This window comes from Bacillus sp. URHA0034, assembly GCF_056280405.1.
Window position 1 is genome coordinate 1 of the sequence record NZ_JBWCDK010000002.1, and the last position, 15,515, is coordinate 15,515.

Genomic DNA, 15,515 nt, shown 5'->3' on the forward strand with positions numbered 1-15,515 from the left:
ATGAGCCCTTAAACCCTTTTTCTCTTAAAAAAAGGATTACAACTTTTTTTAAAGCATTATCCATCATTTTCCTTTCACTGGATGCCATTTTCCTTCTCCTTTTCCTGTTTCGATATTCAATTATTCTACCCTGAAGTCAATAAAAAAGGGATCTCAGCAGTCATCCCAAATCTTCAACTCTTGGCTAGTTGAATATAGACTTAAATGATTAGTTCCTATTTCTTTTCCATATATAATTAGTAATTTTTACAATGGGGGGAGTTTGCGTGTTACAATTAAATTTGGTTAAGGGATTGATGCTCTTGGCTAATTTTTTACCGAGGATGATTATTTGTAATGAACCTAATTCCTATCTTTCTCCGTGAACTTGAACGATTAAAAAATGATTATTCAAAATGCGGTATTCCGCAAGTCAAAGAATCGATTCAAAGTGATATAAAATTATTAATTGAAGCGTGTGGCGTCTTGGGAGAAGAAGAGAATTAGATGGTTATACAACCTAATAGAACATTTCTTGAAATAAGCCAAAAGATACTCGGTTTATTTTTTTTTATCACCCTTTGCATCAAATAGTCATCTTTCAATTTTTTTCTTTTTTCAACTAAACTGCCATTTAGCTTAAGTACATTGCTTCACAATATCATCGTATTACGTAATAAACGCTTCTAATTACCTACAGAAAAGAAAATATTTCCATGTTAAAATTATAGTGTAAAAACCATTAGGAATTTTCCGACTTTTTTAATCTTCTCCCTTTAAAGGAAAGGAGGCTGAAAGAATATGTCATTAGCCCAAACGAAAAGTTTGTTAGAGACCATGAGATTTTTTTCTCATACTGAGATTTATTCAACTTTCAAAAAAGAAGATCAAACCCCAATCTTGTCTGTGTGCTTTAAAAATAATCAATATGAAATAACCTATCTCAAGACTCAAAATATCGAACTTTATGATAAACTTGAATCGGTACTAACAATTATTCATGAATTGTAAGCACAGTAACATTCTCGAAAGCCATTCGCTCAAACTCCCCCTCTTCGCCTCAGCGCGGATCTGTAATCGTGCCTTTATTCGTAGTACCATAGTTTATTACTATTTAACATTGTTTTATTACTTAATCACCTTTTACGTCGCAATTTGTGTCAAAGGTGAAATTAACGAACATCCTCTCGTTTAGTTCAAACCTCATTTTAATTGCTTATTTTCACCAGATTAATTTCATTTAAACTTTTTAAAAATGTTTCTAATTCAGAATCAGTTCCAAATTTAAATAAATACCCATAGCTTATCGGATTTTCACCCTTATTTTTCTCCTTTGGGAATTGTTTTAATGCGGTACTTCTCCGTTTTGTCCCCTTGTTTGTTAAATGTTCATTCATTTCAATCCTATTTGGATGGAGGACAATGCTTGTTTCTTTATTATCCACTAAGTAAACAACTTCCTTACTGGTTAAATGTTCAAACTCTATTGCTTTCGTGGTTTCATAAGTTTTTACAAAATTATTGTTTAAAAATACATTTACTGTGTTTTCTTTTTGCTTGCTTAGTGGTAACTTTTTATCTGAAGCTTTTTTGCTTTGATCATCTTCCTTACATATGTCCACTCCCTCTACCAGAATCTTAGATTCGGGCAGGCTCCTAAGCTGATCTGACTTATTAAAAGAAGCATCTTGCGTTGGCTCTTTTATCTCCCGCTGATTGGTACCACCGGTTTCAGCAGTGATAGCAGGATTCTTTTCTTTGCCCATTTTTATAGCTTCTAATTGCCGTTCAAATACTTCCTTCATCTCATCCACTTTTTGTAAGGTTTGATCAAAATAAGGCTTAATTAATGCATCCAAATCATGTAGACCCAAAGCATTTGTTGCTTGATCGACTTTAACAGGGAACTGATATTCAGGAGCCGTAAATTGATGGCTAACATACACTTCCATATACCATACGCTGATTTCAAATAATAACTTGTGAGCTTCCAAGGCATCCTTTAAATCTATATCCTTCACTTCATGGGCTGCTTTATTTCCCATCTTTCGAATCCATTCTAACTTTAAATAAATCTCTTCCGGAGTGATGTCCTGACGATATAATTTATGTATTCGTTCAGCAGGCTTTAACGGATAGATAGCCTCTAATCCCTCTGTATCGCTAATTTTCTTTACTAATTTTTCACAATATAAACGAGCTTGGATTAATGCGGCCTGGGGTTGATCTAACAATTGAACTTCAATGCGGTGGGCAAGCTCGGCTAACTCATTAGAAAATTCTCTAACGAAGTCAAATAAACGATTATTCATTTTCTAACCTCCGTATGTAAAAATCTAAGTATCTTTTAATAATATTTTTAATGTATAAAAATGATATTATCATAGATTTATTGGTGCGTGTACCTTTCTTTCCAGTAGAAGAGAATTGACCATTCCGCTTAGGTTAAGAGATTGAATAAGCAAAAGGACCGCCGAAGCGATCCTTTTTATTTTACTCAAGAGTTTTGTAATTTTGGATAAATCCTCTATCCGTCTAATACTCCGATGGTTTCTTTTTATAAGCTTTTAATCTTTCATATTCTTCCATGGTAATCGGCAAAATCGTCCCGTGTTTATAGCCATATGGGAACTTAAAGGATTGATCCGAACGAATGAATTTTCCTGTTGATAATTGGTCTGCGATGAACGGCACATAACCTTGTTCTTCTGCGGAAACTCCATAAAAATCCAAGAATAAGCACCATCTGCCATCTTCCAATTTAAAGGCAGTCGGTGCTTCATATTGTCCTTCTTGCAGTGACTCCATGCTATTATCAAAGTCTTCAATCTTCTTAAACGGTCCAGTTATACTCTCCGACTCCATTAGAATGATTCTAGCAGGATTCTTTTCACTCTTTACGAATAAATAATACTTGCCCTCTTCCTCATACATGGCCGAATCAATGACACCACTGTCTTCTTTCCGATACAAAACTTGCGGTTTTGAAAAATTGACAAAATCTTTTGTCCGGGAATAATAAATTCCTTTTTCTCCGTAGTTATTGGAACTGTGAGATGACGACCAGTGAATAACGTAATCACCCTTTCTTTTATCATAAATAATATCCGGTGCCCATAAACAGCCGAAATCGTCGTCTCCTAATTTGATCATTCGCTGTTCTGACCAGTGAATCAAATCATCAGATTCCCAAAGGACGAGACATTTACTCCCGTTTCTGCCGATTTCATCCCATGAATGTTGATATTGATTCAACATTCCGTAAGACAAACTTAAATCTGTTGCTAAAATTACAAATCTACCTTCTTTGGTTCTAGTAATCGTAAAATCTCTAACGCCTTTATCACCATAGTAGCTCCATAAAACAGGATTTCCGTCATTCACTTCTTCCCACATGAAGCCATCCTTACTAACTCCAAAGTAAACCTGTTCCCCATCTGGTGTTCTCTTTTCCTTAAAGTGTACAAATAGGTAAGCCTGCATTATTTCTCATCCCTCCATCTATAACTTACAGTGAGTAACCTTTACTTCCTGACTTGATTGAACGAGGAAAGCCTAGATTTTCTTGCAGAAAGGACAGGACTTCCGCACGCATTGCAGCAGTTTCGATATGTCCGCATTGAAAACGGACCATCTTCCAATTCTCAGGTGTTCCTGCCCGGTTATATACTTCTGTTAATGCTTCATCAATGATGTTCAATCCCGCATAAGGAGTAAGGTTATCTTCGATTCCGACTGCACTTAAATGGGCACGCGGGGCAATTAACTCCTGAATCTCTGAAGTAGAAAAATATTTTAATAGAGCAGGTACATAGGAATAAAGGCCATGGAGGTCAAGTCCGCGATTATTAATTAAGGTTTGTGCCTCTACTTGGCCGCAAATATCAATACAAACTTTTACACGTTCATCGAGCGCAGCCAGCCACCATGCCATTAAACCACCCATCGACATCCCTAATGTGGCGATTCTTGAAGGATCGATATCTTCTCGTGTGAGTAAATAATCGACAGCGCGTATATGATCATATACCATCATTCCCCACATGACCTGGCCCTTCCATAGCATTTCCTTAAAAATCTCGCTTTCCGCTTTTCCGCGTCGTTCCCCAAATCCCCACATGTCTATACAGAGAACGCCATACCCCCTACTTGTGAGTTCTTCGGCAAAAGAGGGCTTTTGAAGGTAGTCGTTGCTTTGAATCAGCTCCGTCTTACCTACATGGTAATTCCCGCCATGGGAATGATTAAATAAAACGACCGGCATTTTCTCATTTGTGTTTTTTGGCCGTGCAAAATAGGCTGGAACATGCTCGATTCCGTTTAAATCAAGTAATAATACTTCTAGAATATATGTACCTTTATCCTCTTCTTTTAGCGTTTTTACATTACACCCACCTGTTTTGTCGGGCAGATCACCAAGTAATGAGAATAATTTTTGGCGCTTTGTATCATTTGACAAGATAAGTTCCTCCATTTCAACGATTTAAGCTATCAATCGGTTCTTATGCTTCGGGAGCATAAGAACCGTCCCTTTGCTTCTTACGATAAGGAGTTGTATGCGAAAGCACTTGCCTATTTTAATTAGACAAGTGCTTATGAGAATACTTTCAATATTATTTGTTTAACTTTTTATATGATTCTGCATGCTCTTGGGCTGCTTGCTTATCATCAAATCTAATTTAAGCAATCAGATCTCAAGCAGGTTTGAACACGGTGGAGACACCAATTGATAATTAGTTTCATTTTCTTCAGAATATATAACAGCCTCTAATCCAACCGGTTACCAGATTGGCACGAACCCATTTATTTCTGCCAAAACAGATTCGATCTCTCCGAGAATCGTTTCTGGAATTTTAAAGCCAGATGCGATGGCATTTTCATCCACTTGCTCTGGACGGCTGGCTCCAATGATTGCAGAACTTACGCCAGGCTGCCTTAACACCCAGGCAAGTGCTAATTGTGACAATTTCATTCCCAGACCCTCTGCAATGTTTTCAAGTTTTTGCACACTTGTTAAGACATCATCATTTAAGTAACTAGTAATCCATCTGTTTGTTTCATTGTTAGCAGCACGGCTGGCTGATGGGATCTCTTGTCCCGGTTTATATTTACCAGTCAATATTCCTTGTGCCAACGGAGAAAATACGACTTGCCCCATTCCGTGTTTCTCACTGACAGGCAACACCTCTTTTTCAATATAACGGACAAGCATATTATAAATCGGCTGATTGGAGATGATTGGCCTTAAATTCCTTTCTTTTGCCACATGGGCCGCATCTGTGATTTGTTCTGCCGTCCATTCACTCACACCTGAATACAGGATTTTTCCTTGTGAGGTTAAATCATCTAATGCTCTAAGAGTTTCTTCTACCGGTGTTTCGGAATCATAGCGGTGACATTGGTATAAGTCAATATACTCGACCCCAAGACGTTTCAAGCTTGCCTCACATTGTTCGATTATATGTTTTCTCGAAAGTCCCTTGTCATTTGGGCTGTCCCCCATTGGAAAATAAACTTTTGTTGCAACCACATAACTCGAGCGCGGGTATTCCTTTAACGCTTCGCCTAAAACCACCTCTGCTGCTCCCCGGTTGTAGGCATTGGCTGTATCGAAGAAGTTTATTCCTAACTCATATGCTTTATGAATACAAGCAATCGACTTCTCTTTTTCTATAGCTGTTCCATATGTCAGCCAGCTGCCTAACCCAATTTCACTGACCTTTAAACCTGAGTTTCCTAGTCTACGATATTCCATTCCATCAGCCTCCAGCTTATTTAAATAGGTAAAATACTATTTTAGAGATTTTTCATCCGGGACAAAGCCAATCGACTTTATTCTCTCCCTCTATTTCGTTGATTGATTGCGTCCTGATTATATGGATACGTCACATATAAATCACTTGCTCTGTTTAAACGCTCGATTTGCTCCTTCGTTAATGACCAGCCCGCTGCACCTAGGTTTGCTTCCAGTTGTTCCATTGTACGGGCACCAATAATTGGTGCTGTGACACCTGGTTGATTTAATAGCCAGTTAATGGCTGCTTGGGCCGGTGTTTTTTCAGCTTCTTTCGCGACAGCGTATAAAGTCTCTAATACTTGCCAGGTATATTCATTATTATAATTGCTCCAGGACTCGCCCCAGCCTTCTTTTTCCGCTAAAGCGACACGGGTATTCTCAGGAGGGGTCACCATATCCTTGGTATATTTCCCGCTCAGCCATCCGCCGCGCAACGGGCTCCAAGGAATGACACCCAATCCTTCATTGATACAAACATCTAGCAGTTCCCATTCTGTTGCTCTGCAGAGTAGATTATATTGCGGCTGCAGGCAGACAAACGCTTCCCAGCCATTTCGGCGGCTTAAGTCAATCGCCTTTTGCAATTGCCAGCCTTTAAAGTTACTGGCACCAATATAACGGACTAATCCTTCACGAACCAAATCATTTAAGGTGCTTAATGTTTCTTCTAAAGGTGTACGGGGGTCCCAAGCGTGAACCTGGTAGAGATCAATGTAATCGGTGCCAAGGCGGCGTAAGCTTTCTTTGACACCTGAAATGATATGTTTTCGGCTTAGACCGATATCATTTGGTCCCTCTCCCATCGGAAACCGGACTTTTGTGGCAAGGACAATGTCATCCCGTTTTTGGCCTTGCAGCCATTTTCCAACGATTTCCTCCGAAACGCCACTGGTATAAACGTCAGCAGTATCGACAAAATTACCACCTTCTGCAATAAAACGGTCCAAGATATTGAAACTGTCCTGTTCACTTGTTTCACGGCCCAACGTCATCGTACCTAAACAAAGCTCACTAACTCTTAAACCCGTTTTTCCTAAATAACGAAATTCCATTATGCTCACTCCTTATTTTTTATGTATGAACCATGATTTTTTCTGAGTAACTTGTCATTATGCGTTAGGGCAAGAATTAATACCTAGTCTCTCCCTGAATGAACCGGCTTTCTATTTAATCGTTTATTAGCTTCTTCATTAACAACCTCCCTCATGATAGTTGGCTGGTTAAATTAACTAAGCGCTTACAACCCTATTATACTTATTTTTAGAAAAATTTGAAAATGAATTGAATCGCAATATTGATTAATACTCCTTAAAATATTACAATATAAAAAATTTATTAAAAACTTACTTTGTTACTAGGCAGTTAGTTTACTGGATAAAGTAAGTCTGGTAAAATTTAATAGAATACGAAAGCGTTTTCTTTGTTAGGACTATTTAAAACATTTAGAAAGTGGAGGTATAGAATGGGCCAGACAAATGAATTTGCACACCGAATGGCACGCAAGACTATTAAACTTGTGGATGCATCAGGAAATCCTGTCAAAGGAAAAGAAGTATCACTAAGACAGACAAACCACAAGTTTTTATTTGGCTGCGGTATCTTTGATACGATCGAAGTAGCAAATCAAAGTGTAGCAGCAGACAGACTTGCCTTTTTGGAAGATAAGTTGGATAAGTTCCTAGATGTTTTTAACTTTGCCACACTGCCTTTCTATTGGGGAGTATTTCCTGACTATTGGGAAGGATTTGAGCCTGAAAAAGGAAAACCGCGGACAAAAGAATTAATGGCTGCTGCACAATGGTTAAAAGAAAGAAACGTAACCGTGAAAGGACATCCTCTTGTCTGGCACACAGCAACGGCTCCATGGCTTCTGGATTTGAGGAATGAAGAAATCCTGAAAGCACAGTTAGCAAGAATTGAACGTGAAGTATCAAACTTCAAAGGATTAATCGATATGTGGGATGTCATTAATGAAGTGGTGATCATGCCAATCTATGATAAGTATGACAACGGGATTACAAGAATCTGTAAAGAACTTGGCCGTGTTGGGATGATTAAAGAAATGTTTGCCCAAACACGTGAATGCAATCCTGGTTCGACTCTATTATTAAATGACTTTAATACATCGATTAACTATGAAATTTTAATTGATGGGTGTTTACAGGCAGGTGTTCAAATTGATGCGATCGGGATTCAGTCCCATCAGCATCAGGGTTATTGGGGACGTGAGAAATTGGAAGAAGTACTGGACCGTTTCTCCCACTTTGGTCTTCCGATTCACTTTACGGAAAACTCATTGTTATCCGGACATCTTATGCCGCCTGAAATTGGCGACCTGAATGATTATCAGATTCCAGATTGGCCATCTACACCAGAAGATGAAGAACGCCAGGCAAAAGAAGTGGAAGAAATGTATTCGATTCTGTTTAAACATCCACTGGTAGAAGCCGTTTCATCCTGGCAGTTCAGTGATGATGGTGCATGGATTGGTGCTCCTTCCGGATTTATTAGAAAAGATAATAGCTTAAAACCATCTTATCGAGTGCTTCAAAAACTGATCAAAGGTGATTGGAATACCAATGTGACACTCAAAACAGATGATAACGGAATGGTTTCTTTTGAAGGATTCCTTGGTGATTATGAACTGGTTTGTGATGATAAGAAAGTAAGCTTCCAATTAAATCAAGATGCTGAAACTTTACAAGTAGTGAATCTTATCAAGACCGGGATACTGGTGTAAGCTCTAGGCCGAATTTCGGCAGGTTTGTGCATTCGTGATAAGACTTTATGGCTGAATCAAATGGTGGTCCCCACCGATCGTGAAATCGAATTCTTCCACTGTACTATGAATCTGAAAATGGTCCTTAAGGCTGCACAGAGGAATAAATTGCAACCCCAAATATTAATAGAGGTGATCGTACTATGGCATATCCAGAAATTAAGAAAATCAATTACAATCCGTCTTTAAAAGGCTTGGCGCACGTATTCCCAGATATTGTCTATTCGCTTGCCCAAAGGTCCGGTACGAAGATGACGATTATTTCGCCGCAGATTCCTGAAGGCTCGCAGGAAAAATACCCATGTATCGTCTTCGTGCAAGGAAGCGGCTGGACTTATCCAAATATGTATTATCAAATTCCACAGCTCTCCCAACTTGCTGCAAAAGGTTATGTGATTGCAACCATTACGCACCGTAACAGTTTGGAAGGAAACCCGTGGCCTGCATGCTTTGAGGATGTAAAGACGGCGATCCGATTCATGCGAGCAAAGAGTGAGGAATATCATATCGATACAGATCGAATTGGTATTTGGGGTACTTCCTCCGGAGGAAATATGGCTTTGCTCGCTGGGCTTACAGCTGATGATCCTAGCTATCGAACAGAGGAATATGCCGTTTTTTCTGATCGGGTTAAGCTGGTCGTGGATTGCTTTGGGCCAGCAGATTTGTTGAAGCGGGAAGCTCGTCTGAACAATCCAACTCCAGTTGATATCGCTCTGGCAGGTGGAAATCCACGAGAAAATTTGGATGTTTTTAAGGATATGAGTCCATTTTACAAAGTGAAGGAAGGAATGGAGTATCCTCCATTTTTGCTGGTGCAAGGAAATAACGATGAGCCGGTGCCATATGAGCAGAGTCTAACTATGTTCCATAAATTGTGTGACTGTGGTGTAGATGCCCAAATGATTGAGGTTGAGAATGGACCGCATGAGGGTACTTTCTGGAGTCAGGAATTGTTGGATCTGATTTTTGGGTTTATCATCGAACGTTTATAAAGAGGAATAAAACAGGAACTGCACCCCCATTGTTTCGTTATTACTAACAATGGAAGGTGCAGTTTCTTATAACCATAAATTCTTTTAATTTTACTAATGGGGCCGCTTTTCTTTTAATGGGTTAACTTCTTTAGTCGCTCTTTATTAAAAACTTTCTATTCTACTGGTTCAGGTTAATCGAGTATTTTGAAAATCCTCCGTTCGAAGGTCCCACTTTTTTGATATTTGGGAATTGGCCAAGATATTTTTGGGCATTTGGTGATGAGTCAAAAACAGGAATGGCCGTCCCTTTAAATTTTGCCAGTGACCAGTTTTGATCGGCACTAGGATTTAACGGTTTGTGAGCTTGAATATAGTTAGTTACAATTTGTCGGTTCTCATCTGGCGCCTTAATCACTATCTCACCATGACTGACTCCTGGGAAGGTGGTACTGGATGCCCGATAATTATTTGTCGCCACAATAAACCGTTGTTCAGCTGAAATGGGTTTTCCTTGATAAGTCAGATTGATAATCCGACTAGAACCAGCGTTCATGACATTCCCGTTTGCATCATATTTTGCAGGTTTCGTCACATCTATTTGGTATTGCACTCCATCAATCACATCAAAATTAAAGGAAGGAAAATCTGGATTAATTAGCTGCTGTTCCCCAGTGCTGGCAGGATTCATTTGATTGAACTGCCCTGCGCTCATTTCCAGCCATTCTTTTAGCTGGGCACCAGTTAATAATTTTGCCTGAAGTGTATTCGGGTACAAGTATAAATCAGCCACATTTTTAATTGCCAATGTTCCTGCAGGAATGTCGGTATAATAACTTGGGCCGCCCCGTCCGCCTGCTTTAAACGGCGCTGCGGCAGATAGAACTGGAATACCTGCATACTTGGCATAGGCAGGATCTTTTAATTTTTCCAGCAGATAATCCGTTTGTGCATTATTTACGATTTGTATGGAAGGATCATCCTGTACCAATGCAAAATAGCTATAAATGGGAGCGGTTGTTTCACCCACCGGTTGATTCACATAATTGATTGTCGCCTCATGCTCTGGCTTGATCGCATTCATTAATTGCTCATCCGTTTGAACAATGGATTGGCCCGTTGCGTCCACAATCGGCCGTAATGATGCTTTACTATCGACCACGGTCCACTTTCCGCGCTTCTTTTGTAATTGCAGATCAATCACACCGAGATGGCTTCCGAACGCCCCGGCCATCACCACCGGCTTCCCGTTAATGGTGCCTTTATCCAGATTGGTATTTGGCAAATCCTTATAGAGAGGACCAGGGAAGGTGTTATGCTGATGCCCTGTGAAAACGGCATCAATATCCTTTATTTGCGTTACATAATATCCAGCGTTCTCCATGCCTGACTGATATGGTTCGCCACTTATTCCTGTATGGGCAAGGGCAACAATCACATCGGCCCCTTTTTTCTTCATCAAGGGGACATATTTCTTTGCCGACTCTACAATCGATCTGGTTTCCACTTTTCCTTCTAAATTGCCCTTATCCCATTCCATGATCTGTGGCGGAACAAAGCCAATCACCCCAACCTTGAGCTGGTACTTTGTCCCACGGTTATCAACAACTGACTTTTTCAAAATCACATAGGGTTTAAAGTACGGCTCATCGGTTCCTGCTCTGAACACATTGGCATTTACCACAGGCATTTTTGCGTCGTTCAGTGTTTCCTTTAAAAAATCCAGGCCGTAATTAAACTCATGGTTACCAAGTGTAGTGGCATCGTACTTTAATAAATTAAAAGATCTGTACACAGGATGCACCTCACCAGGTTTTACCCCTTTCACTTTTGCCATATAGTCACCTAACGGAGTGCCTTGAATTTCATCTCCATTATCAAACAGCATCGAATTTTCCACTTCATTTCGTGCCTGTTTGATGAGGGTTGCAGTTTTCACCAACCCTACTTTGTCATCCTGTTTGGTTTGATAATAATCGTAATTTGCCAAAAACGTATGAATATCGGTTGTTTCAAGCAAGCGTAATTGAACCGTACTGTCCGGCTTTTGGGCAAATGCTTGTGGAGGAAATAGCAGCCCTGCCACGACCAGTAAAGATACAAAGATGATTGTAAACTGTTTTACCAATTGGAATAATCCTCCTTTTATTAACTTCCAGCAAACGACTATAGTATTTGTTACCAAAAAAAGAAATATTACTACCATGAAATAAATAATAAGGGAGAAACGACATGAGCGGCTAATGCAGGCAGACTGCCTAACAAGCCATCCCCTTTTACCAAACGGTATATACCTTGATTTCCTTCATGAGACCTCCCTCTTAATCGACTTTAAATTCATTGGATTCCCCTCAATCAAGTTCCTTAATAGACCATCTTACCAATGTCCATAATAATAGGTGGATGAATCTATTTAAAATTCTACCGATAAGGAGATCTAGGACATGGCTGTAAGGGAATCAACAGTTCAAAAAATGAACAATAATACACAAAGCATTCAACAAGACGAGTATCGTAAAATCAACCTTTCTGAACGGATTGGTTATGGTCTTGGGGACTTTGCCCAAAACCTCGTATTTGGTACTGTCGGAGGATTCCTGGCCCTCTATTTGACGACCGTCAATGCCATTGGTACGGCAGCAGCCGGGTTCATCTTCTTGTTTGTCCGTATCGTCAACGTATTCTGGGATCCGATGGTCGGTACCTACGTCGATAAACATACTTTCAAGAACGGTAAATATCGTCCATGGCTTCTGATTGCAGGTATTCCGCTTGTTATCCTGGCAGCCATGCTCTTTGCTCCCATTCCAGCCATTCGTGGTTCAGTGTGGATAGCCTTTATTACTTACTTCCTGCTTGACTTGGTTTATTCCGTCGTCAACATTCCTTACGGTTCGCTGAATGCTTCACTCACACGAGACCCTGAGTCCATAGCTAAGATCACCACCACTCGTATGATGCTGGCTAACATTGCTAACCTCTTGGTTTATACATTGTTCCCCATGTTTGTCCAATTGGCAGCTCCAAAAGACCGCTCACTAAAAGACACTGGTCTCTTCGGTATCAAGCTCAACATGGGTACTTATACGGATCCATCTGCAGGTCACGCTTGGTTTTGGGTTTACATGGTTTACATGGTTCTGGGTGCTATCGCTTTGTTCTTTTGCTACCGTCTTACAAAGGAACACGTTGTCGCAACTGCTGAACAATCTGCAAAAGTGAGAGCTTTCGACCTATTCGTTGAATTGAAGTACAATAAACCACTAGTGATTCTCGGTATCTTTTTCATGCTTGCTTTCACCTTCATGTTCTTCATGAACACAGTGAATGGCTTTTTTAACCAATATACGGTCCATCACTCAGACTGGATGGGTGCCGTCGGTCTCATCGCCTCCATTCCTGGGATCGCCTTTCCAGTTTTCTGGCCAAGATTGAGAAAAATCTTTGGAAAAAAGGGATTCTTCCATTTCTTCCTTGGTATGTTTGTTGTTGGTGAGATCCTTACTTGGGTATGGTCGTTAGAAGGGATGCACGATTCACTCTTGCTTGCTTATGTTTCTACCTTCATCAAACAATGGGGTCTCACTTCGGCAACTGGTTTCATGTGGGCACTCGTTCCTGAAATTGTCTCTTATGGTGAAATGAAGTCTGGCAAACGTAACGCTGCGATCATCAACGCGATCATGGGTCTCTTCTTCAAGATTGGATTCACTATTGGTGGTGCTGTTCCGCTGTGGTTCCTTGCTGCCTACGGCTTCAATGGAAATGCGGATAAGCAGCAAACAGCAAGTGCTCTTTCCGGTATCAATATCACAGCGATCTGGATTCCAGCAGCACTTGCGATTGTTTCGATGGTTGTTATGGCCCTTTACCCACTTTCAAATCAAGATGTCAAAGATATTAACAAGAAACTCGATGCTTCGCGTGCTGAAGCAAAAGCAGCTGAATAAGTTATTCCTCTCCATTTGTGGCTAAAAATAAGGAAATTTGGCATATGACAAATTTCAAAATCCTGTGCTTCCTGGCTTTAATGCAGAAGAAAGGGGATGCGAGTGCATCCCCTTTCTTCATTGGAGCCATTTTGCAAGTCTCTATCAAAGTGAACTAATTCCTGTAAACTTACCTGTTATGGACCGAGACAAATGTGCTGCTTCTTAATGCACTTTAATTCCTGAAAGTTTCACCATTAAGTCCTCATAATCTTTTCTATTCATATTTCGGAAAGATTGTGCCTCTAAGTTGTTAAACCTCTCTGCCAGCCAAAAAGCGGTTAAATATAGTGTTAATTTTTTCTTCGCTATTTCTTCTACTACATCACTTTCAATATTTTGTGATGAGATGACTGTGTAGGCGAATTTTTTAGCATCTATCTTCATTTTGCTATTTTTCTTTTCCATTGAGCTATTCTCCTTCATTTATGATTCTATTTTAAATGACCCAATCCAACGTTTAGTTGACTGATCATTCAATCCCTTTTTTACTTTCTAAAGTCTTTTAATTCATGATTCAACGCTTTCGTTTCTATATATATAGTTTGATAAATAGCAAATAGTTTTTTATACTTCTCGACGTTTTCTTTGATTGGATGATAAACTTTGGCCGTTTGAATAAACTTTTCGGCACATTCCTTTAAAGATGAGAACCAACCGCACCCATAGGCAGCCAGCATCGCTGCACCCATTCCCGGTCCTTGTTCACTAGCGTGTTTTTCAATTTTAGCATCGAAAATGTCTGCCTGCATTTGCAGCCAAGTGTCATTTTTTGCTCCGCCGCCAATCGAAACAATAGAGTCTATTTTTTTGCCATTGCTCCTAAAAATTTCAATGGTTTCATTTAACGAAAACGTAATTCCCTCTAATACGGAACGGACAAAATGCTTCCTTTCATGTGATGCATCCATGCCTATAAAGCTTGCACGAATAGTCGAATCCGCATGCGGTGTTCTCTCTCCTACTAAATAAGGTGTAAATAGTAAACCATCTGACCCGGTAGGAACCGATTCCACTCCTTGTAGAAATGTGTCAAATCCTTCTTGCTGAGCAAATGTATCTTTAAACCAGCTAAGACTGTAGCCCGCTGCTAATGTTACACCCATGATATAGAAGGAGTTTTCCTCGCTATGGTTGAAATAATGTACCTTTCCTTCAAAATCAAGATCATTTCTCGTTTCATAGGAAAGAATAACCCCCGAAGTACCGATGCTGCATAATGTTTTCCCTTCTTGTAATATTCCGGCCCCAATCGCACCGCAGGCATTATCCGCACCACCCGCAAACACTTTAGTGGATTCAGATAATCCTGTATCCTTTGCAAAATCGGAAGTAATGGTTCCAACCTTCGCATGTGATTCAACTAAAGGCGGACAAAGCTCAGATGAAATCCCGAAAACATTTAACATCTCGGTACTCCACTCCCGCTCCGCTACATTTAGCATTAAGGTTCCCGCCGCATCTGAATACTCCATGTGGATATTTCCTGTGATTCGGTACCGCAAATAGTCCTTTGGAAGCATGAAAACCTTGGCCTGATTAAATAGGTCAGGCTCATATTCTTTGACCCAGAGGATTTTTGGTAACGTAAATCCCTCTAATGCAGGATTTTTGGTGATTTCCAATAACCGGTCCTTGCCAACAACATCATATATTTGCTGACATTGCTCCGTTGTCCGGGTGTCATTCCAAAGAATTGCATTTCGTAATACCTTTTCGTTTTTATCGAGTAAAACAAGACCATGCATCTGTCCGGAAAAACTGATTCCCTCAATATCGCCGACATCACCTTCGAAACCTTTTACAAGTTCTGCAATCCCATCGCTTGTTCTTGCCACCCATTCTTCCGGGTCCTGTTCACTGTATCCAGATTTTTCAATGATTAAAGGATATGGTTTGGATACTTCCTGACAAACCTCCCCATTTTGATTTACAAGCAGGATTTTGACCGCACTTGTTCCTAGGTCAATTCCAATTACGTATCTCATCCTTCTTAC

Annotated in this window: 13 protein-coding genes; 5 read left to right on the plus strand and 8 right to left on the minus strand. The window is 40.0% G+C overall.

The features are described 5' to 3' along the window. The first annotated feature begins 336 nt into the window (after positions 1-336). Positions 337-486, plus strand: coding sequence for a hypothetical protein (locus ACZ9EE_RS02235; RefSeq protein ID WP_476025062.1), 150 nt, complete (start codon positions 337-339; stop codon positions 484-486). Positions 487-780: 294 nt separating this feature from the next. Beyond that, positions 781-990, plus strand: a complete 210-nt coding sequence (locus tag ACZ9EE_RS02240) for a hypothetical protein (RefSeq protein ID WP_476025063.1) — start codon at positions 781-783, stop codon at positions 988-990. Positions 991-1,187: 197 nt separating this feature from the next. Here the strand turns inward: ACZ9EE_RS02240 and ACZ9EE_RS02245 are convergent, their stop codons facing one another. The 5 genes from ACZ9EE_RS02245 to ACZ9EE_RS02265 all read right to left on the minus strand — a co-directional run bounded on the left by ACZ9EE_RS02245 (position 1,188) and on the right by ACZ9EE_RS02265 (position 6,828). Continuing rightward, a complete protein-coding gene (locus tag ACZ9EE_RS02245; RefSeq protein WP_476025064.1) occupies positions 1,188-2,291 on the minus strand; it encodes a DUF4145 domain-containing protein in 1,104 nt (367 codons plus the stop codon). Positions 2,292-2,514: 223 nt separating this feature from the next. Next, positions 2,515-3,462: a glycoside hydrolase family 43 protein gene (locus ACZ9EE_RS02250; RefSeq protein ID WP_476025065.1), complete on the minus strand. Its 948-nt coding sequence runs from the start codon at positions 3,460-3,462 to the stop codon at positions 2,515-2,517. A gap of 25 nt (positions 3,463-3,487) precedes the next feature. Next, entirely contained in the window at positions 3,488-4,438 is a 951-nt protein-coding gene (locus ACZ9EE_RS02255; RefSeq protein WP_476025066.1) for a dienelactone hydrolase family protein, read from the minus strand. A gap of 321 nt (positions 4,439-4,759) precedes the next feature. After that, positions 4,760-5,734, minus strand: coding sequence for an aldo/keto reductase family protein (locus tag ACZ9EE_RS02260; RefSeq protein ID WP_476025067.1), 975 nt, complete (start codon positions 5,732-5,734; stop codon positions 4,760-4,762). Between the two features lie 77 nt (positions 5,735-5,811). Continuing rightward, complete coding sequence (locus ACZ9EE_RS02265) at positions 5,812-6,828, minus strand: aldo/keto reductase (protein WP_476025068.1); 1,017 nt, start codon at positions 6,826-6,828, stop codon at positions 5,812-5,814. Between the two features lie 410 nt (positions 6,829-7,238). Between ACZ9EE_RS02265 and ACZ9EE_RS02270 the strand changes: the two genes are divergently transcribed. After that, positions 7,239-8,516, plus strand: coding sequence for an endo-1,4-beta-xylanase (locus ACZ9EE_RS02270; RefSeq protein WP_476025069.1), 1,278 nt, complete (start codon positions 7,239-7,241; stop codon positions 8,514-8,516). 182 nt (positions 8,517-8,698) lie between these two features. Next, positions 8,699-9,550 carry a prolyl oligopeptidase family serine peptidase gene (locus ACZ9EE_RS02275; RefSeq protein ID WP_476025070.1) on the plus strand — a complete coding sequence of 284 codons (852 nt, stop codon included), beginning with the start codon at positions 8,699-8,701 and terminating at the stop codon, positions 9,548-9,550. Positions 9,551-9,710: 160 nt separating this feature from the next. Here the strand turns inward: ACZ9EE_RS02275 and ACZ9EE_RS02280 are convergent, their stop codons facing one another. Then, on the minus strand, positions 9,711-11,657 hold the full coding sequence (locus ACZ9EE_RS02280) for a bifunctional 2',3'-cyclic-nucleotide 2'-phosphodiesterase/3'-nucleotidase (RefSeq protein WP_476025071.1): 1,947 nt from the start codon (positions 11,655-11,657) through the stop codon (positions 9,711-9,713). A gap of 316 nt (positions 11,658-11,973) precedes the next feature. On the opposite strand from ACZ9EE_RS02280, the gene ACZ9EE_RS02285 reads away from it, so the two are divergent. Continuing rightward, positions 11,974-13,479 carry an MFS transporter gene (locus ACZ9EE_RS02285; RefSeq protein WP_476025072.1) on the plus strand — a complete coding sequence of 502 codons (1,506 nt, stop codon included), beginning with the start codon at positions 11,974-11,976 and terminating at the stop codon, positions 13,477-13,479. A gap of 204 nt (positions 13,480-13,683) precedes the next feature. Here ACZ9EE_RS02285 and ACZ9EE_RS02290 read toward each other — a convergent pair whose 3' ends face one another. Further along, positions 13,684-13,926: a hypothetical protein gene (locus ACZ9EE_RS02290; protein WP_476025073.1), complete on the minus strand. Its 243-nt coding sequence runs from the start codon at positions 13,924-13,926 to the stop codon at positions 13,684-13,686. An 80-nt stretch (positions 13,927-14,006) separates the two neighbouring features. Beyond that, positions 14,007-15,506: a xylulokinase gene (gene xylB, locus ACZ9EE_RS02295; RefSeq protein WP_476025074.1), complete on the minus strand. Its 1,500-nt coding sequence runs from the start codon at positions 15,504-15,506 to the stop codon at positions 14,007-14,009. Between the last annotated feature and the right edge of the window lie 9 nt (positions 15,507-15,515).

Coding starts and splice junctions, on each gene's coding strand:
- ACZ9EE_RS02235 (WP_476025062.1), top strand. CDS start 337: ATGAACCTAATTCCTATCTTTCTCCGTGAACTTGAACGATTAAAAAAT.
- ACZ9EE_RS02240 (WP_476025063.1), top strand. CDS start 781: ATGTCATTAGCCCAAACGAAAAGTTTGTTAGAGACCATGAGATTTTTT.
- ACZ9EE_RS02245 (WP_476025064.1), bottom strand. CDS start 2,291: ATGAATAATCGTTTATTTGACTTCGTTAGAGAATTTTCTAATGAGTTA.
- ACZ9EE_RS02250 (WP_476025065.1), bottom strand. CDS start 3,462: ATGCAGGCTTACCTATTTGTACACTTTAAGGAAAAGAGAACACCAGAT.
- ACZ9EE_RS02260 (WP_476025067.1), bottom strand. CDS start 5,734: ATGGAATATCGTAGACTAGGAAACTCAGGTTTAAAGGTCAGTGAAATT.
- ACZ9EE_RS02265 (WP_476025068.1), bottom strand. CDS start 6,828: ATGGAATTTCGTTATTTAGGAAAAACGGGTTTAAGAGTTAGTGAGCTT.
- ACZ9EE_RS02270 (WP_476025069.1), top strand. CDS start 7,239: ATGGGCCAGACAAATGAATTTGCACACCGAATGGCACGCAAGACTATT.
- ACZ9EE_RS02275 (WP_476025070.1), top strand. CDS start 8,699: ATGGCATATCCAGAAATTAAGAAAATCAATTACAATCCGTCTTTAAAA.
- ACZ9EE_RS02285 (WP_476025072.1), top strand. CDS start 11,974: ATGGCTGTAAGGGAATCAACAGTTCAAAAAATGAACAATAATACACAA.
- ACZ9EE_RS02290 (WP_476025073.1), bottom strand. CDS start 13,926: ATGGAAAAGAAAAATAGCAAAATGAAGATAGATGCTAAAAAATTCGCC.
- xylB (WP_476025074.1), bottom strand. CDS start 15,506: ATGAGATACGTAATTGGAATTGACCTAGGAACAAGTGCGGTCAAAATC.